18 protein-coding genes and 1 riboswitch are annotated in these 21,875 nt (G+C 40.3%); all 18 genes read right to left on the bottom strand.

Translation table 11 applies throughout. The annotated features are described in order from the left end of the window. Positions 1 to 189 precede the first annotated feature (189 nt). The 18 genes from J2Y67_RS18110 to J2Y67_RS18195 all read right to left on the bottom strand — a co-directional run bounded on the left by J2Y67_RS18110 (position 190) and on the right by J2Y67_RS18195 (position 21,672). Positions 190 to 1,374, bottom strand: coding sequence for an ABC transporter substrate-binding protein (locus tag J2Y67_RS18110; RefSeq protein WP_310176248.1), 1,185 nt, complete (start codon positions 1,372 to 1,374; stop codon positions 190 to 192). A 158-nt stretch (positions 1,375 to 1,532) separates the two neighbouring features. Then, positions 1,533 to 2,264, bottom strand: a complete 732-nt coding sequence (locus J2Y67_RS18115) for a hypothetical protein (protein WP_310176249.1) — start codon at positions 2,262 to 2,264, stop codon at positions 1,533 to 1,535. Continuing rightward, positions 2,261 to 2,995: a hypothetical protein gene (locus J2Y67_RS18120; protein WP_310176250.1), complete on the bottom strand. Its 735-nt coding sequence runs from the start codon at positions 2,993 to 2,995 to the stop codon at positions 2,261 to 2,263. The genes J2Y67_RS18115 and J2Y67_RS18120 overlap by 4 nt, the downstream gene beginning before the upstream one ends. Next, on the bottom strand, positions 2,976 to 3,878 hold the full coding sequence (locus J2Y67_RS18125) for an ABC transporter ATP-binding protein (protein ID WP_310176251.1): 903 nt from the start codon (positions 3,876 to 3,878) through the stop codon (positions 2,976 to 2,978). The genes J2Y67_RS18120 and J2Y67_RS18125 overlap by 20 nt, the downstream gene beginning before the upstream one ends. Next, positions 3,875 to 4,255: a GntR family transcriptional regulator gene (locus tag J2Y67_RS18130; protein ID WP_310176252.1), complete on the bottom strand. Its 381-nt coding sequence runs from the start codon at positions 4,253 to 4,255 to the stop codon at positions 3,875 to 3,877. Before J2Y67_RS18130 ends, J2Y67_RS18125 begins: the two co-directional genes overlap by 4 nt. A 391-nt stretch (positions 4,256 to 4,646) precedes the next feature. Continuing rightward, positions 4,647 to 5,114, bottom strand: coding sequence for a flavodoxin domain-containing protein (locus J2Y67_RS18135; RefSeq protein ID WP_310176253.1), 468 nt, complete (start codon positions 5,112 to 5,114; stop codon positions 4,647 to 4,649). A gap of 11 nt (positions 5,115 to 5,125) precedes the next feature. Then, positions 5,126 to 6,172 (bottom strand): ribonucleotide-diphosphate reductase subunit beta, encoded by a 1,047-nt coding sequence (locus J2Y67_RS18140; RefSeq protein ID WP_310176254.1) that lies wholly within the window; start codon positions 6,170 to 6,172, stop codon positions 5,126 to 5,128. 748 nt (positions 6,173 to 6,920) lie between these two features. Continuing rightward, on the bottom strand, positions 6,921 to 9,188 hold the full coding sequence (locus J2Y67_RS18145; RefSeq protein WP_310176255.1) for a ribonucleoside-diphosphate reductase subunit alpha: 2,268 nt from the start codon (positions 9,186 to 9,188) through the stop codon (positions 6,921 to 6,923). A 142-nt stretch (positions 9,189 to 9,330) separates the two neighbouring features. Further along, positions 9,331 to 9,530: riboswitch (cobalamin riboswitch) on the bottom strand. A gap of 144 nt (positions 9,531 to 9,674) precedes the next feature. Continuing rightward, entirely contained in the window at positions 9,675 to 10,196 is a 522-nt protein-coding gene (locus tag J2Y67_RS18150; protein WP_310176256.1) for an RNA polymerase sigma factor, read from the bottom strand. A gap of 30 nt (positions 10,197 to 10,226) precedes the next feature. Continuing rightward, positions 10,227 to 12,212: a DUF6449 domain-containing protein gene (locus J2Y67_RS18155; RefSeq protein WP_310176257.1), complete on the bottom strand. Its 1,986-nt coding sequence runs from the start codon at positions 12,210 to 12,212 to the stop codon at positions 10,227 to 10,229. Then, positions 12,187 to 13,086, bottom strand: coding sequence for an ABC transporter ATP-binding protein (locus tag J2Y67_RS18160; protein ID WP_310176258.1), 900 nt, complete (start codon positions 13,084 to 13,086; stop codon positions 12,187 to 12,189). The genes J2Y67_RS18155 and J2Y67_RS18160 overlap by 26 nt, the downstream gene beginning before the upstream one ends. Further along, on the bottom strand, positions 13,079 to 13,468 hold the full coding sequence (locus tag J2Y67_RS18165) for a GntR family transcriptional regulator (RefSeq protein WP_310176259.1): 390 nt from the start codon (positions 13,466 to 13,468) through the stop codon (positions 13,079 to 13,081). The genes J2Y67_RS18160 and J2Y67_RS18165 overlap by 8 nt, the downstream gene beginning before the upstream one ends. 154 nt (positions 13,469 to 13,622) lie before the next feature. After that, positions 13,623 to 14,645, bottom strand: a complete 1,023-nt coding sequence (mglC, locus tag J2Y67_RS18170) for a galactose/methyl galactoside ABC transporter permease MglC (protein WP_310176260.1) — start codon at positions 14,643 to 14,645, stop codon at positions 13,623 to 13,625. Between the two features lie 12 nt (positions 14,646 to 14,657). Continuing rightward, positions 14,658 to 16,163, bottom strand: coding sequence for a galactose/methyl galactoside ABC transporter ATP-binding protein MglA (gene mglA, locus J2Y67_RS18175; RefSeq protein WP_310176261.1), 1,506 nt, complete (start codon positions 16,161 to 16,163; stop codon positions 14,658 to 14,660). A gap of 196 nt (positions 16,164 to 16,359) precedes the next feature. Beyond that, positions 16,360 to 17,418: a galactose/glucose ABC transporter substrate-binding protein MglB gene (gene mglB / locus J2Y67_RS18180; RefSeq protein WP_310176262.1), complete on the bottom strand. Its 1,059-nt coding sequence runs from the start codon at positions 17,416 to 17,418 to the stop codon at positions 16,360 to 16,362. A gap of 196 nt (positions 17,419 to 17,614) precedes the next feature. Then, positions 17,615 to 19,210: a response regulator gene (locus J2Y67_RS18185; RefSeq protein ID WP_310176263.1), complete on the bottom strand. Its 1,596-nt coding sequence runs from the start codon at positions 19,208 to 19,210 to the stop codon at positions 17,615 to 17,617. Then, the gene (locus tag J2Y67_RS18190) at positions 19,203 to 20,669 is read right to left on the bottom strand and encodes a sensor histidine kinase (protein WP_310176264.1); all 1,467 of its coding nucleotides are present in this window, start codon (positions 20,667 to 20,669) and stop codon (positions 19,203 to 19,205) included. Before J2Y67_RS18190 ends, J2Y67_RS18185 begins: the two co-directional genes overlap by 8 nt. Next, the gene (locus J2Y67_RS18195; RefSeq protein WP_310176265.1) at positions 20,650 to 21,672 is read right to left on the bottom strand and encodes a sugar-binding protein; all 1,023 of its coding nucleotides are present in this window, start codon (positions 21,670 to 21,672) and stop codon (positions 20,650 to 20,652) included. The genes J2Y67_RS18190 and J2Y67_RS18195 overlap by 20 nt, the downstream gene beginning before the upstream one ends. Positions 21,673 to 21,875: the final 203 nt, after the last annotated feature.

Below are 21,875 nucleotides of genomic sequence, written 5' to 3' on the forward strand. Positions count from 1 at the left end.
AAAGCCGGTAATCCTCATTTCAAACAGTCACAGTTATGCCTTTATGTAAATATTCAGACTTGTATATAAAATTATATACCATTCTAGCTCGTTGTCATTAGACAAAACATAAAATCTTTTCCATGAATTGTTTTATAGTTTGTAAAGTTTTTCTCCATAAAAAAACAGGAGGCATTGCCTCCCATTTTTTTATGGATTGATTTTTGTTTTGAATACTTGTTTACCATCTTTATATTCTAGAATTGTTGCTGATTTAATCGGGTTATGATTTTTGTCGATGGATACAATTCCGGTTACAAGTGATAAATCTTTAGTTTTTGCCAATGCGTCTTTGATTTTGGTTGAGTCTGTGCTGCCAGCACTCTTAATTGCATCTGCTAATAGATAAACCGTATCATAGCCAAGCGCGTTGAAAGCATTCGGTGATTCACCATTGTTCTTTTCTTTAAAAGTAGATACAAATGTTTGAATCTTTTTATCCGGGTCTTCAGATGAATAATGGTTTGTAATAAACGTATTATTCAAGGCATCCTTACCAGCGAGTTCTACTAGTTTTGGAGAATCCCAGCCATCGGCACCCATCAATGGAACATTAATTCCTAATTCGCGGGCTTGTTTAACAATTAAACCTACTTCTTCATAATATCCTGGGATAAAAATGAATTCAGGATTTTTCGACTTAATCCGAGTTAACGTAGCACGGAAGTCTGTATCCTTTGCTACATAAGCTTCTTCTGACACAACCTTGCCGCCGGCAGCTTCAAAGGTTTGTTTAAAAGCAGCGGAAAGCCCTTTTGCGTAATCACTAGAGCTGTCTGCAAAAATGGCTGCATTTTTAACTTTTAATTCTTTCGCCGCAAAGTTGGCTGCCACTGTTCCTTGGAATGGGTCAATAAAAGAAGTACGGAAAACATATTCATTTAATTTTCCATTATCTCCAACGGTTACGTTTGGACTTGTTCCAGATGGAGTTAATATCACTGTTTTTGTATCATTTGCAATTTGTGCCTGTGCAACTGTGTCACCGCTAGTAGCAGCGCCAATAATCGCATTTACATGGTCTTGGCTTGTTAATTTGATGGCACCATTGGTAGCTTCGGCAGCATCAGATTTATTATCCACCTTTACTATATCAATCTTTTTGCCGTCAATGCCGCCTTTTTTGTTGATTTCATCAACTGCAATATTAATCCCGTCAGCCAGCGATTCACCATAAGATGCAACGCCGCCTGAGAGCTCCAAGTTTACCCCAATTTTAATCGACTTGCTGCTATCGGAGCCTGAACTTGAGCCTCCATTTGCTCCCGAGCATCCAGCTAGAATTCCAGCCACTAAGCTCGAAGCCATGAAAAGTTTTGCCATTTGCTTTTTCATAAAAGTAATCTCCCTTTTCTGATTTTGTCTCTCTGATGTAATTTTTGATGTTTTCAGAATATAACTTATGGACGACCCTGTCAATGTTTTTTCAGAATAATTTTTAAATTAATTATATTTAGCCTAATCAAATCCACGAACAATTCCGGTCACTATTTTTAGTTATTTACGTACTGGAGGTCAAATTCGGATTGTGCTTCAAGGTCGAGGTCTTTTGGGATTTGCAGGTAAACAATGCCTTGGCCTTCATAGAAGTTGGATTCATGATTGAACCAGCCCGAACCGCTAAATTGATTGACCGTAAAGGCGTTTTCAAACTGAGAGAATTTCAGCTCCACTCTTTCTTGTTCGCCCAGCATGAGTGTAGCCTCTGATAATTGTATTCTTATTGGACGTTTCTTCTCGCTAATTTCACGGTGGTCCACACTTGACCTTGTTTGATAATAGACAGCTTCGATTTTCCCGTCATTCCCCTTCTTTCGTTCCACTACAACTCTTTCATTAAAGAATTCTCCGTTTTCGGACGTAATGTTCAGCTTTTTCCCATGATAATCAAAGTCCCATTTTTTCACGATAAATTGATTTCCCGTTTCAGCAATTTTCCCTTCTAAAGCCGCAACATATAATTCCGAGTTTTCTCTATTAAGGTCTTTTTCTTTAACTATTTTTCTGTCCTCCATCATGCCATTTACAGGATGTGCCACATCGAAAACAAAACAGACTAATAAAACGGTAATATATCCTCCTAATATCCAGTAAACTCTTTTTCTAAAATGATATTTTCCTTTTCGCTTACCGCTTCCTTTCATCATTTTTACCACTAAGAAGGCAATGGCCAATGCGATTAAAATAATAAAAACGATCGGTACCAGCAAATTAGCAAGCATCATGACCTGACCTCCATTCGATTCGATAAAACCACCGAACAGTAAAATAGCAATGAGGCAGTAGCGATGATTTTAATGACAAAAATAAAAGGGGAGGACTCAGTAAAGAAAATAGCAAATAGATTGATCAACAATTTTTCCTTACCAATCCCAATTCCCAAGAAAACAACCGGCAGTACGATGATGAATATTTTATGGATTTGAACAAGCATCCCAACAAAATAACCTAATGCACAAAATAGAAAAATATAAAAACTAGTTGTTATTATGCCCAGCAGAAATTTTGATGGGATAAACATTGTGCTTGAAGAAGCTACCAATTGATAACCTTTAAAATACACCATCATAACCTTTATTAAAGAAGCTGACAGCATCGATGTGACCCCACCAATAATACCTGCTGCTAGTAAAAACAATATATTCGATAAATTACTGCTGACTCTATTTGTTACAAATGCGAAATCATCATAACGATACGCCTTAGTTGTTAAATTGATAGCGGTAATAAACGCCCATAAAAACGTAAAACCGACGACCATGTCCGCTGAATAATATCGGATGCTAATATCGATGCTTTGGCTGCCCGAACCCATTTCCCCAATACCGTTAAACGAAAAGAAAACCGCAATGATCTGGATAATGACCAGTGTAATAAAAACCTGCTGGTAGGCTTTGAGTTTATAAAAAAATTGTTTTTTCACAACCTGCCCCAGACTAGGATTCGATAAAGACATCATCAATTCCACCTTTCGTTTTACCAGTTAAATAGACACATAGATCGCTAGAGTCAACCGCTGAAATCTCAATCCCGGCCGCCCGGATTTCTTTTAACTCCTCTTGGGAAAAGTCACTTTTCACCACTGCATATAAATAATTCTCTCCGATAGCCTGAGAATATAGGATTCCCCTATCTTTTACCCATTCCGTTACAATGGCAGCACTCCCCTGCAGACCGACTGCCCATTCCTTCAAATGGGTTGCCGGGATATGGAGCAGTTCCTTTCCATCTTTTATCAGCAGGATATCCTCGATTAAATCTTCTATTTCATTCAAGTGATGGCTTGAAATGATAATCGTCCGGGGATGGGCAATATAATCCTTTAGTAAGGCGCGATAAAAATCCTTGCGGACAGCGGCATCCATTCCCGATGTTGGCTCATCAAAAATGGTAAGCGGGCATTTAGCCGCTAGTCCTAAAATCATCTTAAAGGTACTTTTCATCCCTTTTGATAGACCATCAAATTGCTGGAGTGGATGGAAGGAGAAATAGTCAAAAAGACGATGAGCTAGTTCCCCATCCCAGTTTTCATAAAAGCCGGCGGCGGCTTCTAAAATCTCCATCAATCCCAAGGCTGAAGGAAGAGTCATATGCTCATGGATAAAGATGAGGTTTGCCGAAACCTTTAGGTTATTAAAGGGTTTTTCTGAAAAAGCCTTTATTTCACCGGATGTCTCTTTTAAATGGCCAGCGATGATTTTCAGTAGCGTAGTTTTTCCCGCCCCATTTCGTCCTATCAGCCCGGTAATTTTATTTTCTGCAATTTGAATTGTTATTCCATTTAATGCATTCTTTTGGCCATAGACTTTAATCAATCCATCGCATTCAATCACATTCATTTCTCTTCCTCCCCGATTTCTTCCTTTCTAATCATTTCAATTAATTCATCTTTACTTACGTTGAGTCTTGCGGACTCCATTACGATTTCCGAGACTAAACGCTTGAGCGTTTGATTTTTCCGTTTTTTTAGGATTCTATCTTTTGCGATCTCTGCAACAAACATTCCGAGTCCGCGTTTTTTATAGAGAATCTCTTCATCCGCCAATATATTGAGTCCTTTAGCAGCTGTCGCCGGATTAATATTAAACATCTCCGCAAGCTGATACTGGGAGTAAATTTTTTGGTCTTTTTCAAAATTCCCATTCAAAATTTCCGTCTCCAACCACTCTGAAATCTGTACATAAATTGGTTTTGCTCCATCCAATTGAGGAATCACCCTGCTCCTCCTCTCCTAACACGGTACATTAGTGTTGTAATGTAGTATATTATAATTTCCAAATGATAACAATAGTCTTTTGGAATTTATTTCAATAAATATAAAAAGGTGCCTGTCACCATGAAAATACATGTGACAAGCACCTTTCTTTTAAACCAATCAGAATTTTATATTACCCAACAGATCTTTTTATGCTTCTACAACTTTTGAATTTTGGTGAACTTCTTTTTCAAATTCCCCTGCGTCCTTACTTGTTACACATATTCCTATTGGTCAAGTCGGAATTATAAAAAAATTAAACCTCTTTGAAAAATACAAGGTCAAAATTCCTCCAAATAAAAAAGGAATTCCTGTCACCATTTACATGATGACAGGCACGGCCCGTGGACTTTTAGCTGATTTTGTCCATTCCAGCTGGACAGTTTTGCCGTAAACGACTCACCACGATCTCTGCAAACTTTCGACAGCGTTTAAGGTCTTGTAACTGCGGTGTTAACTCAATCTTCAAGGTAACGGCTAATTCGCTCTGGACATAAAGCATATCCCGGAACTTGTCGACAGCCCCACAAAAGTGGGGATAGAATTGATCCCCTGTACCAAAAACTCCTGTTACGATTGTCTCGGTTTCCTGATTTTCAAATGCCCAATACAGTGGCAGCATCTCTTCGGGAATTTCTCCGTTCCCCCATGTATAGGTCCCGATTACCACTGCATCATATTGACCTAATTGCCTTAGAGGAAACTCTTCAATTGAAAACATCTGAACATCTACGCCAAAGCCCTTGATAAATCCTCCTAAAATAGCTGCAAGTTCTTTCGTATTCCCTGTAACTGAGGTATAAATGATTGCTAGGTTCATACCGGGTCCTCCTACAGTTCATCAAATCCATTTGATTGTGTTACCTTTGAATAGGTCCTTGATTTTTGCTCAAAGAAATCGGACTTAGTATCATTGATCATTTCATCGCTAAATACATGGATCCACGGCATTGGGTTTTCCCGATCCGGATAGAGATTTTGTAAACCCAGCTGCCGTAGGCGTTTATTTGCCAGGTATTCAACATAATCGCTGAATTCTTTTAAATCAATTCCTTCAATATCCTTTAATATAAAGGCAGCCCACTCTTTTTCAAGCTTCGTTGCCTGGTCGATTGTTTCGTAAATATACTCCACATTTTCCTCTGTATTCAGTTCCGGATTTTCACTTAAAAGAATCCGGATAAACTGGGCGATAAAATAGGCGTGCTGCATTTCATCACGCTGGATATAGCTAATCATCGTGCTCGTTTTGAGCATCTTTTGCTGGCGGGCAAGATGATAGAAAAAGGCAAACCCGGCATAAAAATATATTCCTTCTAGATTGATAGAATTTACGGCTAATTTAAATAGGCGTATTGGTGATGGGTTTTGCCGGAAGTTCTCGTATGATTCTAAAATTAATTGGTTCCGTTTCCGGACAATGGGATCGTTTTTGGCTTGGTCGAACCGCTTATTTTGTTCGCTTAACGGCACTAGCGAGCTCAAAATATAAGAATATGATTCGGTATGAACCGCCTCCTGCTGTGAAATCACAGCAAAAATCGCCTTAAAGCTTGAGTCTGTCACATAATCCATGACCTGGCTCATGGTTGGGGTTTGCAGGCTGTCTAGGAAAGCTAATTGCGTATTAATCCTTAGAAAAACGTCCTGCTCGACCGGTGAAAGGAACTCCCATTGCTTCAGGTCATCCTGCATATTAATTTCCTGCGCCTTCCAAAAGTTTGATAGCAAGGTTTGATACAGGTCATACATTTGCGGGTAGGCAATGTCATTCCAGTTTAGCAACCCGGAGGATTTTCCATTGATGATTCCGGTTGATTTATTTGGGTATTCCGGGTTTAATAGTTTTATTTTTTTTAATGGTTGATGGATAATCATTTTGAAGACCTCCTTTAATTCTCAGGTAATTCTAGAGTTGCTTGAAGGACATTTTCTTTGTCCCCTTAGTCAAGTCCATTTATTTGTGTAAAAGTGTAAACAATAATTCAACACTATTAAAAGAATTTGTATATGCGACCGTGGACCGGATTCTTCTCTGGATTCGGTCGCATAGAACTCGGCTACGCTACCGTGGACCGGATTCTTCCTTTGATTCAGTCGCATAGAACACGGCTACGCTACCGTGGACCGGATTCTTTCCTTGATTCGGTCGCATAGAACACGGCTACGCTACCGTGGACCGGATTCTTTCCTTGATTCGGTCGCATAGAACACGACTACGCTACCGTGGACGGGATTCTTCCTTTGATTCGGTCGCATAGAACTCGGCTACGCTACCGTGGACCGGATTCTTTCCTTGATTCGGTCGCATAGAACTCGGCTACGCTACCTTGAACGGGATTCTTCCCTTGGTTCGGTCGCATAGAACACGGCTATGCTACCGTGGACGGGATTCCTCACTTGATTCGGTCGCATAGAACTCGGCTATTCTACCGTGGACGGGATTCTTCCCTTGATTCGGTCGCATAGAACCTGGCTACGCTACCGTGGACGGGATTCTTCCCTTGATTCAGTCGCATAGAACCTTGCTCTCCGCTAAATTTGTCCTTTTAAAATTTCTTTTAGGACATTTTCCCAAGCTCTCCTCGGTAATTTTATCCTTAATCCTTACAAAAGCGTATTTACGCTAGCTATGACAAGCCTCACATTCCTCTATCTCCGCCTGAGAAGTGCTCCGCACATAATAAGTTGTTTTCAGCCCCTGCTTCCATGCCTCCAGATGAAGATTCAGTAAATCCCGTGCCTTAATATCATGGCGAACATAGAGATTAAAACTGATTGCTTGGTCGATGTGGCGCTGACGGGCCGCATTTTGCCGAATACTCCAAACCTGATCCAAGTCATGGCGGGCCCGGCGGTAATATTCATAAGTCACATGATTCAAATCCGGTGCCGTCACCTTAAACTTAAAGTTTTTCTTCTCCTCCGCGTATTCAACCGAATAAATTGGGTCGATACCATCTGTTGACCCACCAATTTTGGCCGTCGAAGAATTCGGAGCAACTGCCATTAACCAGCCATTGCGGACCCCGGACCTAGAAGCCTCCTGTTTCAATGAAAGCCAGCGGTCAGTCACATATTTTTTACGCTCAAAATACTCCCCAGTCTGCCATTCCGAACCCTCAAACTTGCTGTATGCACCTTTTTCCTTAGCGAGCTTAACCGAAGAACGAATCGTATAATAAGCAATCTCCTCATATAGCTCATCCGCAAACCCCACCGCCTCTTCCGATTCCCAGTGGATTTTTTTCAAAGCAAGCAAATGGTGCCAGCCAAAGGTTCCCAGTCCAATTCCACGATACTTTTGATTCGTAACTTGTGCTTGCCCGACAGCAATCGTATTCAAATCAATCACGTTATCCAACATCCGGACCTGAATTGAAATCAGCCTCTCCAATACATCGGCCGGAACTGCTTTTGCCAAATTAATAGACGATAGATTGCAAACCACGAAATCTCCCGGTCTGCGAACAATGACAATATTCCCATCGCCATCGACGTGTTCATTAACAACAGTTGAAGCAGACATGTTTTGCGCAATTTCCGTGCATAAATTACTGCAATAGATAGAAGTCCGCCCCGTCCCCAACAAGTGTTTGTTTGGATTTTTCCGGTTCACTTCATCCCGATAGAACATATAAGGGGTCCCTGTTTCCAATTGCGAAACCATAATCCGTGCCATGATCTCCATTGCCCTATAGGTCTTACGGGGAAGAAGCGGATGGCGGACGGCTTCCTCATATTTTTCGGAAAAATAAAGCTTGCCCTCTTCATCGTAAAAATCCTCTAAGCCTAGGGGATTACCCAACTCATCCTTCCAGCCCATTATCTGTTTCACTTGATGCGGACAAAACGTAGACCACTGGCCAATACTTCTTCCGTTCTCATCCACTTCTTCAAGCTTTTTCATAAATAAATCCGGGATTGAAATGCCTGTAAAAATATCGTGCGCTTTGCGGCGTTCATCACCGTTATTCGTTTTTAAGTCAAGAAATCCATTCATAATATCCTTATGAAAAATATCTAAATAAACCGCGATGGCTCCCTGTCTTTGTCCTAACTGGTCAACACTTACCGCTGTATCATTAATCAGCCGGATCCACGGCACAACACCAGACGAATTGCCTTTAAAGCCTTTAATATCGGATCCAAGCGCACGCACCTTCCCAAAGTAAATTCCGATTCCTCCGCCATCCTTACTTAATCTGGCACTATCCCAATTATTTAAATAAATCCCGTCTAGCGAGTCATCGACCGTATCGATAAAACAGGACGACAGCTGGCCAAAGCTTTTTCCAGCGTTGGACAAGGTTGGCGTCGCCACGGTCATATAAAGATTGCTCATTGCCCAGTAAGCTTCTTTGACCAGAGCTAATCGGCGGTCAGGATGCTCTTTTTGCATCAGTGTCATCGCAATGACCATGAATCTCTCCTGTGGAAGCTCGAACAAATTTCGCTCATGGTCCTTCGCCAGATAACGGTCCGCGAGTAAAAATAATCCTATGTAATTAAACAGGTGATCTTGTTCAGCGATGATTTCCTTGCCCAACTGGTCGATTTCTTCCCGCTCATAAGAATCTAATAGTTCAATAGAGTAGATTCCTTTTTCCGTTAAAGTCTTAATCAACTGATAAAAGTCGCCATACCGTTCCTTCCGTGAATAACCGCGGTTACTTGCTGCCGTCGTATACAATTCCTGTAAATACAAGCGTGCGGCAACAAATGTCCAATTGGGCTGGTCCATCGCAATCTGGTTCAGTGCATATAATAAAGACTGTTGACCTCGTTCTTTTTCCGGTGCTAGTTGTAATTTTTCTAAAAGCTTTGACGTGTCAAGGTTATATTGCTCTCCAGCCTGCTGGATGGTTTCTAATACGTAATCCTGCGTTATCATTTAAAAATTCCTCCCATAATAAAAAAATCCGCTCGGGGCGGATTTGAGCGGATGAAACGATAACAGAATAGTAGGATTTAAAGGAGGCAAGCCTTCCTTATCCTAATTTGCCACCGTTCCAGCTCCCAATCCCCGAGGAAGTGAAACATCTCAAATTAGGACAGGTCTCCTGACTTATGCTTCTCCCTACTTTGAGCCCTTCCCGTATAAGCACCTATTTTCACAAGAAACTTATACAGTGGTCATCGCTCATTTCGTCTGCATTTACAGTTGCGGGGGCAGTTCTGGGCTCTCACCAGATTCCCTTTTAAGCCGTACGGCATCCTAACTCAAGGCTAACACAATATGTAGTTGTCGAATTTTCCTTTAAAATCAATATATAGTAATACTAATAGAATCCAACAGTTTTTTCAAGTTTAAGATCTTAATTGTTTATATAAAAAGAGCCTGCCCACTAACTCAGAGGGCAAGCTCAGATTTCATGTATCAAGCTGAGACTTTTTCAGCAAATACATGCTTCAGCTGTTTTCGAGCCCGATATAGACGGGTCTTAACAGTAGCCGATTTAAGATTTAGCAGTCTGGCAATCTCATTTTCTTTTAAACCATAATGAATTTTTAGAATCAGTACTTCTTGAAACTCTCTTGATAAATACCCCATCGTCTCGTTTACCTCTTCTTTAAATAGGCGGATTCCAACCTCCTCCTCAAGATTTTCCCCGGACCGTTCCAGCCCGATGATCGGTTCCATAATCGTGGGGTCAACGAGCATCCAGTTTTTTCGTTTTTCCATCCGTAAAAAATCAATCGCAGTCCTGGCTGTAATGGCGGACAGCCAGGCACCCAATTTATTCGAATCTTCCACTGTATCCAGTTTCTTATAGGCTTTCAAAAATGCTTCCTGGACAATATCCTCGGCAAGAAACCGGTCTTTCGCGTATGAATAAGCGATATAGTGCAGGCGCTGTGAATACTCTCTATATAATTGATTGAAATCAATGAAACCCATGATTCCACCCCCTTTATGAGATAAGCACAATTATTTGAAATGTTCTTTTACAAAATCCGGCGCATGTGCTTCATCAAAAAATAAAACTTGTTTATAGTCACCTTTCTTATAGTAAAAAACAACCGCATAATCCTTTTGAAGCTGTTCACTGGCGCTTTGTAGTGCAAGTTCAATTTGCAGCTTGTTTGTACTTTTTAGTGAATCTGTATCCTTTTCCATCTGTTGAATCGATTCCTCTGAATCAAATTCGTGGGAGAGGTCTCTCTTTACAACTAATATTTTTGAAATATCCTTAGGGGTTACCGTTGCTTTTTCCAGCAGGTTCTTTTTCTTTAACCATTTTTGGAAATTCACGTAAGTTGGCTTTAAGGTAAGGTAAAATGTCCTTCCTTTCCCCAACTCCACTTCAATCCTTGAACCCCGCTCCTGGTAATATACACTGTCCTCATAGGATTCTGCCAAAATATCAGACTTCAACAAGGAAATCGCTTCCTTGATTTCGTTCTCATCTGCTAAAGTGAGTTCTCTTCCACCGGGCGTGTTGTTGCTGATATAAATGGCCCTGATTTTACTTACATCAAGATTAAAAATCTCATTCATCGCCAGCTTATATTCTTTAGATTCATTGATTGTTTTAAATGAATCATTGTAAAGCCGCTTATCCACCCTGTACTCACGGGTTACATACTTGCCATTTTTCAATTTATATCTTAAAAATAAAACTTCGCTCAGACCCGCTTTATGTTCTTTATTCAGCTTCTTGTTTGCAATAATTTGCGTATGCAGCTTTCTAATGGCCTCAATGTTGCCTTCTTCCTTTAAGGGTTTTGGCACGTAAAACTTTTCAGCGGATGAATATTGATTATTAAAAAGATAAGGATTATCTGTAATTAATACGTTTTGAATCTCGCTTTGTTCCGGTACCCGTTTTTCATAGACTCCTAATGTCTTAACTCCTAAAAAAAACACAGCAGTAACCGCTAAAAAAATAACCAGTCCCTTTAAGCGTTTGCGGCTAAATACCCGCCATGTTTTTTGTAAAACCATTTCCGCAATAAAATAGCCGAACACGGCCCCTATCACATAACCAAAGATGGTCCAGCCTGTGTTTGAATTTTGATAATTCTGAACCTCAGTGAAATACATTCCGCCAAGCAGCATGACGCAAATCGTTACTCCATATTTGAACACTAAACGTAAATTGACAATTGCGATTGCTTCAGAGGCAGCTTCCAATTTTCTTTTTTTATAAAAAAACAGGGAAAGGCCGTAGAGTAAAATCGAAAACAACAAATAAATGACAACGTATTTCCAGTCAAGAGTTTTCGTATTAAAGCTGGCAGCCATCGTGATGGGCGACATATTCTCCAAATTGCGATTCAAAAGATAGTCACTCGGAAACCCATAGAGCAAAATTTTTAAATTGGAGAAGACTAATATAGTAATCCCCACTGGGAACAAGACAAAAATATAAGTTAACACGGCCTGAACTACCGATAATCCTGTCATCATCGCAATAAACATACCGGCAGTAAACAAAAGCAAATCAAATAAAATGGTGGTCCCTGCCCAGGTGAAAATGTCTGTTGTGCTAAAAATCGTAGTAAGATCAAGATTTAAGCAAATAATGAATAACAAAAGAGATGTGACGGCAACCGGTAAAATCAAAAAGATGATTCCCGTAATTGCATAATGATGAAAGATTTTTTCCCTCTTTAAAGGGATACTGTGCATTAGGTCTGATGCCTGCTTCACGTGTAAAAAGCGGAATAAAAACACCGCCAGCAAAACAGGGATTATGACCATTAATCCAATTTGAATCTCAAAATCAGTTTGGAACAGACTTTGAGTATTGTTGTAATAGAATTTTTTCTCTTCTTCCGAAGAATACATCAACACCAGCTGCAGCGGTAAGGCGAACAGTAAGCCAAGAAAATAAACAATCGAAATCCAGCCCGTGCTTCTGCAAATTTGCAAAATAAGTTCTTTGTTAAACGATGACATTTTTGATGGCATAGCCGATATCCCCCATTTCGTAAATAAAGATTTCTTCGAGAGTAAGCGGCAGCAGGTCAAAAATGACCGGATTCGTCTGACGGATTTGCTTGGCGATTTGGTCCTCGTCTCCTCTAATAATGAACAAGTAAATGCTGCCCCGTTTTTCTTTATGGAGCAGGTCAAGATTTTTTAGAAGGTGTTTCGGAAGTCCATCCTTATAAGCCACCTGAACCTTTTGAACATTGGCTTTCAAATCATCCAGCTCTTTTTGCAGGATGAGCTCTCCTTTATGGATAATGCCAATATGGTCGCATATATCCTCAATTTCACGAAGATTATGGGACGAAATCAGAATAGTCATTTCCCTTTCGGCCACATCGTGAATCAGCAGATTCTTCACTTTTTTCCTTACGACTGGGTCAAGACCGTCCATTGGCTCGTCAAGAATGAGAATTTCAGGATTAGTCGAAAGGGCAAGGATGAAAGCAATCTGTCTTTGCCAGCCTTTTGAAAACGTTTGGATTTTCTTGGAAAGGTTAACTTCAAATAGTTCAGCCAGATTATAAAAACGCTCCTCGCTCCAGGTTGGATAGATATTTTTATAAAAACGTGCCATTTGCTTGGTTGTATAATGGGATAAAAAATACGGCTGATCTGGTATGTAAAAAACCTTTTGCTTCAGGCTGATGTTTTCAAATACAGGTTGACCCTCCACCGTAATTTCGCCTGACTCTTGGTGATAAATACCGGCAAGCAGCTTGATTAAGGTTGTTTTCCCCGCCCCATTGGATCCTATTAACCCGTATATGGATCCTTTTTGGATTGAAAGATCCACTTGGTCCACCGCTTTAAAGCGATCAAATGTTTTGCTGACATTTTTCATTTCAATCATTGCTTTCGCCTCCCCCTTTTGCAGCGTCTAACTCTTCGATTAATTCGATGATTTCTCTTGCCTGGATACCCAGGTATAGTGCCTCTACAATTAGCTTTTCTAGCTCCTTTTTAACCTCAGTGATTTTCTCATTGTCTCTCACTTGGCTGTTGGGACTGACAAAGCTTCCTTTGCCTTTTATAGAGTAGATAAAACCTTGGGTCTCAAGCTCCCGATAAGCCTTCTGGATGGTATTGGGATTGATGGATAGTTCAGTGGCAAGCGCCCGGACTGATGGCAGCTGCTCATCAGGTTTGACCACCTCATTCATAATCAATTCCTTCATTTTGTCGACAAGCTGTTCATAAATGGGCTTACGGCTTCGAATATCAAGCTCAAACATAAAGACCCCCATCTGTACTAAGTGTACTATTATTCGTAATACAGTTTGTATTATATTCCATCTGCTTCCAAAAGGAAAGGGAAATTCTGAAAAAATATAAAAAGCCCAGCTCAACCAAGAACCAGGCTTTGTGATATTTAGTATTTACAAGTTTTTATTTTTTCTTTGCATGTTTGCGCATGTCGAAGGCGACTGCGACGATGATGATGGCGCCTTTAACGATGAATTGGATGTATGGGCTTACTCCAAGGAATGCTAGACCGTAGTTGATGATTTGGAAAATTAGTACCCCGGTGATGACACCAGGAACAGTTCCAATCCCACCAGATAAGGAAACCCCGCCGACAACGCAGGCTGCAATTGCATCTAGCTCATACATATTACCTGTATTGTTGGTGGCACTACCAACACGTCCTGCTTCAAGCGTTCCAGAAAAACCGTATAAAATACCGGCAATCATATAAATGATAATAATGTTTCTGGCAACGTTTACCCCGGATACCTTGGCGGCTTCAGGATTTCCCCCGATGGCGTACATGTTTTTACCAAGTGTTGTTTTATTCCAAACCACCCAAATGATAGCTGTAACAATAATGGCATAAAGAACTAGATATGGAATCTCGTATTGTCCTATAGGAGTGCCACGCTGCGCAAATGTGGTAAATTTTTGGCTTAATCCGCCGATTGGCTGTGCACCGTATGGAGGACGGTCAAAGTAGATGGATGTGATCCCGTAGACACCAATCATCATCCCTAACGTGGCTATGAACGGCGGCACATGGAATTTGGAAACAATCACACCATTTAATACTCCAATAAGTCCAGTGATGGCCATTGCAATTAAAATCGGCACAAATAATGGTAATTCATGCAGGTGAGGATACATTTTATATGCATAGTCAGAAGCCTGTAAAAGAGAGGCAGACACAACAGCCGCCAGTCCAACCATCCGTCCAGCCGATAAGTCCGTTCCAGCCGTAATCAGAATTCCGGCCATTCCAAGAGCAATGATAATCCGTGAAGACGATTGGCTTAAAATATTTATTAAGTTTGTTACGGAAAGAAAGTCAGGAGAAGCAATGACAATTCCCACGACTAATAGAATTAAAAACACATAGATTACATTATTAACAAGCCATTTAGATACACTAGTTTTTTGTGTAGCCTGATTATTCATATGCATCCCCTCCTAATACAAAGCTGCTAATCGCATGATTTCTTCTTGCGATGTTGTAGCCGTTTCCACGATTCCAGCTGCTTTTCCATTACTCATGACTAAAATTCGGTCTGTAGTACCTAAAAGCTCCGGCATTTCAGATGAAATCATTATGATTCCTTTTCCCTCAGCTGCTAATTGGTTGATTAATTGGTAAATCTCAAACTTTGCGCCAACGTCAATTCCCCTCGTAGGTTCATCGAGCAACAGGATATCAGGTTTGGTTAATAGCCAGCGGCCAATGATGACCTTCTGTTGATTTCCGCCTGATAAACTGCCGATTGAGGTCTTTTGCGAAGGTGTCTTAACTTTCATCGAGTCTATTACCCATTTGGTATCATCAAAAACCTTTTTATCGGACAGGAACAAGCCTTTTGTCTTATATTGCTTCAAGTTCGAAATGATAGAATTAAAGCTGATACTAAGCTCCGGATAGATCCCCGTTGTCCGTCTTTCCTCGGTAACAAGCGCAAAGCCATTTTTGATGGCATGCTGTGGAGAAGGATTTTGGACCACTTTCCCATTCACTTCAATCGTCCCTGATTTTAAGGACCGCATCCCGAATAACGATTCCATCACTTCTGTTCGTTTCGAGCCAACCAAGCCGGCAATTCCTAAAATCTCCCCTTTTCTAAGCTCAAAATTAACGCCAGAAAAAGATCCTTCTGCTTCAGCTGTTAAATCGGACACCTTCAGAATGATATCTCCCGGCTGATTGATTTTTGTAGGGAAGCGCTGGGAGAGGTCACGTCCAACCATCAGCTTGATAATTTCATCGGTGGTTAAATCCTTGGCACTTTTTGTTGCGATATACTGTCCATCACGCATGATCGTTACTTCATCAGAAATTTTTAAAATCTCTTCCATTTTGTGCGATATATAGATGATGGCAACATTTTCACTTTGCAGCTTCCTAATAATTTTAAATAGATGATTTACTTCATTCTCTGTTAAGGAGGAAGTTGGTTCATCCATCACAATGATTTTCGAGTGGTAGGAGACGGCTTTTGCAATTTCCACCATCTGCATTTCAGAAACAGATAAGGCACTGACCTTGCTTCGTGGATCTAGATTAATATCAAGACTTTTAAAAATAGCAAGCGTATCGTCATACATTTTCTTCTCATCAATGATAATGCCTTTTTTCGGATAGCGGCCTAGCCAAATATTATCCATGAGATTTTGCTGGCGTACTTGATTAAGCTCCTGGTGAACCATGGAAACTCCGTTTTCAAGTGCTTGCTTGGAATTGGCAAACGCCACTTCTTTTCCGTCAAAAACAATCTTGCCTTCGTCCATGGAGTAAATCCCAAATAGACATTTCATCAATGTTGATTTTCCGGCGCCATTTTCACCCATTAAGGCATGAACGGATCCAGCTTTTACTTTGAGGGAAACATTTTGCAGCGCGATGACCCCTGGAAATCTTTTTGTTATATTATTCATTTCAAGTAGATTAGTAGTACTTGATTCTGACATGAGCGAACCTCCTCGCGTAGGGTGAAACTTTCATCAGGAATAAAATAAGGATGAAAAAATGTCCAGCTTCACTGAAAAAGGAAGCCTAACCCCGAACGAAGGAAAAGCATTATCTTTTCCTTCGTTCGAGGAGCGCCACTCCCCAAAGGGCTGGACTAAGGCGCTGCCTCTATGAAACTGATTTATTAGTAAAATCTTACTTATAAGCATTTTTACCTTCTTGGATGTTATCCTTTGTGATTTGTACGTAAGGGACACGAACTGCTTTTGAATCGTCCAGCTTCCACTTAGTTCCATCTAAAACATCTTTGCCTTTCGCAGCATTTGCAGCTAAGTCAATCGTGGCTTTCCCTTGGTTTTTCGCATCGTTCAAGATTGTACCAACCATTTTTCCTTTTTCAATCATTTCAAGTGCTTCTGGAATCGCGTCAACCCCTACAACCGGCATGAATTTGTCGCCTGTGAAGTAACCTGCTTTTTCAAGTGAAGCAATCGCACCTAATGCCATACCATCGTTGTTAGCAATTACGAATTCAATTTTGTCACTGTATTTTGCTAACCATGCGTCCATTTTTTCAGTCGCTTTTGTTGCATCCCACATCGCTGTATCTAACGCTAACTGTTCTACTTGAATGCCCTTTTCCTTGATTGTATCCACCGCATATTTCGTACGAGCCTCAGCATCTGGGTGCCCTGGCTCACCTTTTAATAAAACATATTGGAGTTTGCCGTCATGGTTTTTGTCCCATTTATCTTTGTTTGCTTCCCAAGCCTTCGCAATTAATTCACCTTGAAGGACACCTGATTCAGATGAAGTTGTACCAACGTAATAAGCTTTGTCATAGCCTTTCAATACAGCGGCATCCGGCTCTTTGTTAAAGAAGATAACGGGAATGTTTTTCGGCTTTGCTTTATCAATAATTGTTTGTGCTGCTTTTGGATCTACCAGATTAATAGCCAGCGATTTTGCACCTTTGGCAATCAGCGTATCCACTTGCTCAATTTGTTTCGATTGGTCATTTTGAGAGTCATTCAACATTAATTTCACATTGCCTTTTGCGCTATCATCCATTGAGCGACGCACATAAGACATGAAGTTATCGTCAAACTTATAAATCGTAGCACCGACAGCCGGAAGGTCGCCGCTCTTGCCGCTTGCAGAATCCCCGGAGGTTGAGCTGCTGCAGCCAGTAGCTAAGAGAATGCTAGAAGCAACGGATAAAGATAGGAGTAAACCTTTTTTATTATTAAACATCGAATCAATCTCCTTTATATAAAGTTATTGGAACCGGTTTCAACATTTGGTGTAAACCCTTACAATTATGGTAGCATGGGACCTACTTTTCAAATAGTTCAAAACAATAGCACTATTTTGTGATTATCTAGACTATTTTGCTTTTAAGAAAATTCCAAAAAAAATAAGACCAAAGCGGAATTGGTCTTATAAGCTATTATTCTTTTATTACCGCCTTACGGAATTCTGATGGCGATGAGCCCGCGAGCTTTTTAAACACACGGCTAAAATAATTGGGATCCTTATAACCAATTGAATAGCAAATTTCCTTCAAGCTTTTCGTCGGATCCTCCATGAGGGTTTTCGCCTCTTTAATCCGGATATCCGTTAGATAATCGATAAACGTCATCCCGAACCGGTCCTTAAACAATTTGCTAAAATAAAATGGACTTAACTCGACATACTCAGCAACCGACTCTAACGTAATCGACTCAGCATAATTTGATTCAATATAATCCTTTGCTTTTTGCAGCATTCCTTTCGCATGATTGGTCCGCCATTGTTGCACGGATTGGACAATGGATATCAGGTGTGCTTTTCCGGTTTCAAGCATCACCGCAACCTCCTCTAACTGATTGACCACAGGAGTTCTTTCCACATTCACACCTAAATCATGAAGCATACGGGAAATCAAGATAAAAAGCTCATCAAAGGATTTTTTAACCACCGATGCCTCTATTTTTAAGCTTGACTGATGTTTTGTGATAAAGGAATCAAACAAAAATAATACTTTATTGACGTCGCCTTGACGAACCGCTTCTAATAATTTTTTCTCCATCTCAAGGATCTCCGAAGCAAATGTTGACTTTTCTTGCGTGTCGGTTTGTTTTACCCCAATCAAATACTTTTGGTTTGGAGTTTTCATGAGGTGGTTCAATGCCATCACAGCCTCATGATAGGATTTATTGAGTTCATATGCATGGTTATAAGGGTGACCGACGCCAATTCGTAATTCTGCATGAAAGGACTCTTTTTGATAAAGGGACAATATACTTTCAATTACATACTGCGATAGCGATTTAAACAGCAATTTTTCATTCGTCTTTTTCCAAAGGAACAATACCGGCACTTGTGATTCTATTAATGGACCAATCATGAATTCCTGCTTTTTTACCACCAAATGAAGGGCCTCCTTCAACCAGGTATACCATTTTTGTTTTTCGGTGATGGTAAATTCCTTTTGGCCCTTTGAGTGCAAGGAAAAAAGCATGATATAGCCAGTGGTAATTTCCACCCCTAACAATTGTCCCCATTCTTCAAAGGTGATGTCTTGAACTTGATTAATAATACGGGAAGACACCCATTCTTTTTGTGCGATGGATACGGCACGGTTTAGGTTTTCCCGCAGACTTTGCTGTTCTTCTTTCTGTTTTCGTTCTTCCTGAATTTCGGCAGCCACCCGCCCGAGTGCTTCAAGAATATCTTGTTTACGGCTAGGCTTTAAAATATACTCCTTAACCCCTTGCTGCATGACTTCTTTGGCATATTCAAACGTATTAAATGCCGAAACCATGATGAATTTAATGACCGGGCCCAGCTTTTTGATTTCCTTGACAGCTTGCACCCCATCCATTCCCGGCATTTTGATATCCATAAAAATTATGTCAGGCTTGAGTTCAACTGCCAGTTCTACCGCCCTTCTCCCATTAGGGGCTTCACCGATTACTTCAACACCCTCCATGCCTTTTTGAATCATTTTTCCAATTGCTTTTCGTTCAAGGGCTTCATCATCGACAAGTAGAATTTTAAGCAAGTTCTCCTCCACCTTTCCGTTCATCAGGCAGGACTAGTCTAAACATTGTCCCTTTCTTTAATTCGGATTCAATTTCCACAATATCGTTCCGTTGATAAAATAACTGCATCCGTTTAATGACATTTTTTACACCAATACCCGTAGAGTGGCCCTTCGATTTTTCTGGCTCAAACACATCTTCTTTTTCAATCCCTTGGACATATTCATGAAGCCTTTTCTTGGTTGTCTCGTCCATGCCTCCTCCGTTATCCTTCACTTCAACGCAGATCCAGTCAATTTGCCGATAAATCGTTAAGCTGATCACAGCATTTTCCTCATATTCCTCCACCCCATGGATGAAGGCGTTTTCAACTAATGGCTGGAGAATTAAACTTGGTATTTCTATATCTAAGCAATCATCTTGAATATCTGCCTGAAATTGAATCCGTTCCCCAAATCTTGTTTGCTGGATATAAAAATATTCTTTCACAACCCTTACTTCATCTCGAAGTGTGGATGCCTTATTTAAATCGCCAAGATTATATCGGAGCAATGCGGCAACCGCTTCGATTAGCCTTGTAGTCTCTTCCGCTTCCTCTAAATAAGCCATTTTGGAGATGGTGTTCAAGGTGTTAAAAAGAAAATGGGGATTGATTTGATTTTGCAGGCTCTTTAATTCCAGTTCTTTTAAGAGCTTGTCCAATTCCGACTTTTGTTTAATTTCAATGACCAGCTGCCGGATATTCATCCGCATTTGGTTAAACATTTCCGTTAATAATTTTAATTCATCGTTTGTGGAAATTTTAATATCCTCCCCGGATAAATTTCCCTTCGAAATTTCTTTCGCCGCATTAGAGAGCTGGCGGATTGGCTTCGTGATTCCACCTGAAATCCATAAAGCAAGTAAGGTGCTTAGAAAGAAAGTGGCCGCAAATAGGGAGACTGCCATTAATTTGTAGTAATGGTTTTGCCGTTCAATTTCGCTATAAAATTTTTGATAATCTGTGAGTTTATTATTTAACAATGATAGTGTGCTTTCTTGCAGAAATGAGGCAATCTTTAATGCTTCATTGTAATGATCAGAATAGCGGTTAATATCATCTTTTTGGAAAAAATGAATGGATGCATCGCATTCCTCCAAAAAACTGTCAATCATATTTTTATAATTTACAAGGGCAATGTCATTGGTGTTCATTTCATTATATAAACTCTTTTGATCCTTAAGCAGTTTTGACTTTTTCGCTGTATAGTCCACAAAATACCGTTCATCTTTATCCAAAATATACGCATGCAGGTTTTCGGTAATTTGATTGGTCCGTTTAGAGATATCATTTAATAGGAGGAATTGTTTAAAGCTATTATCGTATTCTACCACCAGTTTTTCACTGCTATTATAAAAATAAAAACCGATGGAGGTTAACAAAACGACCAGAACGATAAAGTAAAGCAATAGTTTGGATCTAATTCGGAATAGGATCATTTTTGCCCGCCCCCAATCTGTTCTGATGTAAGTCGGACAAATCCTTCTTTCTAATTACCTGTGTTTCCGTATGAATAATCGGCGGTATATGTTTTTTCTCCATAAGCTCAACCATCATTTTTACGGAACCATATCCCATCTCATAGGGATGTTGGACAACGGTTGCATTGATTGTCCCCTTTCGAATATCTGCAATCGTTTCCGGAAGGATGTCAAAGCCGATAATATAAATGTCATTTTCTTTCTTTTTCAATTCAACTACCTTTGCAATGCTGATTCCGTCTAGGGCACTTGTCCCGTAAAAGGCGTTCACCTCAGGGTGTTCCTGCAAAATTTGATAGGCTTTTTCCGCAGCTCGAATCCTGCTGATATTTGATTCTTCAATCGCTACGATATGAATACCTTTTACATTTTTTACTGCATCCTTAAACCCTTTTACCCGCTGAATCATATGATTGGCGTAAAAATTCCCGGTAATGATGGCCACATTGGCTTTTCCCTTTGTATCGGCAATAAGAGCTTTTCCTGCCAGGTATCCTGCATGATAATTGTCCGTACCGATATAGGCAATGCGATGACTATTGGTTGTATCGGTATCAACTGTGATGACCGGAATTCCGTAAGATGAGACAACACGATTAATCAGCGGGGTAAACTGCTTGTTGCTCAGACCCTGGGTCATGATTCCATCGACCTTGGAGGCCGCTGCCATTTCAATTGTTTTTAAATGCTCATCAATATTTGCCTGTTTCGGTCCAACATACTCGAGGTCTACCCCGTATTGCTTAGCTGCAGCTTTTGCCCCTTTTTCGACAAGCCGCCAGTATTCGTTATCCATCTCCTCCGTAACGAGTACAAAATGATATCGCCCCTTTTCAACCGTTTTCTTCGCTTTCAGCAGGTCATGGGTAAAAATTTTATACCCATAAAAAATCGCAAAAGAGCAGCTGATTAGAAAACAAAGAATGCCTAAAATATAAGCCGTTTTGGTTAATCTGCTCATAAAACAACTCCAGTCTCAGTGAGTGGAAAAACTACAATTATTATACGGAATTTTCTAAAAACCAACAATTGCAAAATTGTGGGCAAAGGGACAGGCACCGTCTGTGGACACATCGCGTGATTTGTCCGCATGGAGTGGACATTAAATCCGGTTAAAAACTAATTAAACGTTTGATTAAATTCGTTTAATGCCATGGTGTATAA

It is taken from the genome of Neobacillus niacini (genome assembly GCF_031456445.1).
Lineage (GTDB): Bacteria > Bacillota > Bacilli > Bacillales > Cytobacillaceae > Neobacillus > Neobacillus niacini_I.

What these genes read in the sequence shown, in the direction of transcription:
- J2Y67_RS18110 (WP_310176248.1), bottom strand. Translation starts at nt 1,374, where the DNA reads ATGAAAAAGCAAATGGCAAAACTTTTCATGGCTTCGAGCTTAGTGGCT.
- J2Y67_RS18115 (WP_310176249.1), bottom strand. Translation starts at nt 2,264, where the DNA reads ATGATGCTTGCTAATTTGCTGGTACCGATCGTTTTTATTATTTTAATC.
- J2Y67_RS18120 (WP_310176250.1), bottom strand. Translation starts at nt 2,995, where the DNA reads ATGTCTTTATCGAATCCTAGTCTGGGGCAGGTTGTGAAAAAACAATTT.
- J2Y67_RS18125 (WP_310176251.1), bottom strand. Translation starts at nt 3,878, where the DNA reads ATGAATGTGATTGAATGCGATGGATTGATTAAAGTCTATGGCCAAAAG.
- J2Y67_RS18135 (WP_310176253.1), bottom strand. Translation starts at nt 5,114, where the DNA reads ATGAACCTAGCAATCATTTATACCTCAGTTACAGGGAATACGAAAGAA.
- J2Y67_RS18140 (WP_310176254.1), bottom strand. Translation starts at nt 6,172, where the DNA reads ATGATTATCCATCAACCATTAAAAAAAATAAAACTATTAAACCCGGAA.
- J2Y67_RS18145 (WP_310176255.1), bottom strand. Translation starts at nt 9,188, where the DNA reads ATGATAACGCAGGATTACGTATTAGAAACCATCCAGCAGGCTGGAGAG.
- J2Y67_RS18150 (WP_310176256.1), bottom strand. Translation starts at nt 10,196, where the DNA reads ATGGGTTTCATTGATTTCAATCAATTATATAGAGAGTATTCACAGCGC.
- J2Y67_RS18155 (WP_310176257.1), bottom strand. Translation starts at nt 12,212, where the DNA reads ATGCCATCAAAAATGTCATCGTTTAACAAAGAACTTATTTTGCAAATT.
- J2Y67_RS18160 (WP_310176258.1), bottom strand. Translation starts at nt 13,086, where the DNA reads ATGATTGAAATGAAAAATGTCAGCAAAACATTTGATCGCTTTAAAGCG.
- J2Y67_RS18165 (WP_310176259.1), bottom strand. Translation starts at nt 13,468, where the DNA reads ATGTTTGAGCTTGATATTCGAAGCCGTAAGCCCATTTATGAACAGCTT.
- mglC (WP_310176260.1), bottom strand. Translation starts at nt 14,645, where the DNA reads ATGAATAATCAGGCTACACAAAAAACTAGTGTATCTAAATGGCTTGTT.
- mglA (WP_310176261.1), bottom strand. Translation starts at nt 16,163, where the DNA reads ATGTCAGAATCAAGTACTACTAATCTACTTGAAATGAATAATATAACA.
- mglB (WP_310176262.1), bottom strand. Translation starts at nt 17,418, where the DNA reads ATGTTTAATAATAAAAAAGGTTTACTCCTATCTTTATCCGTTGCTTCT.
- J2Y67_RS18190 (WP_310176264.1), bottom strand. Translation starts at nt 20,669, where the DNA reads ATGATCCTATTCCGAATTAGATCCAAACTATTGCTTTACTTTATCGTT.
- J2Y67_RS18195 (WP_310176265.1), bottom strand. Translation starts at nt 21,672, where the DNA reads ATGAGCAGATTAACCAAAACGGCTTATATTTTAGGCATTCTTTGTTTT.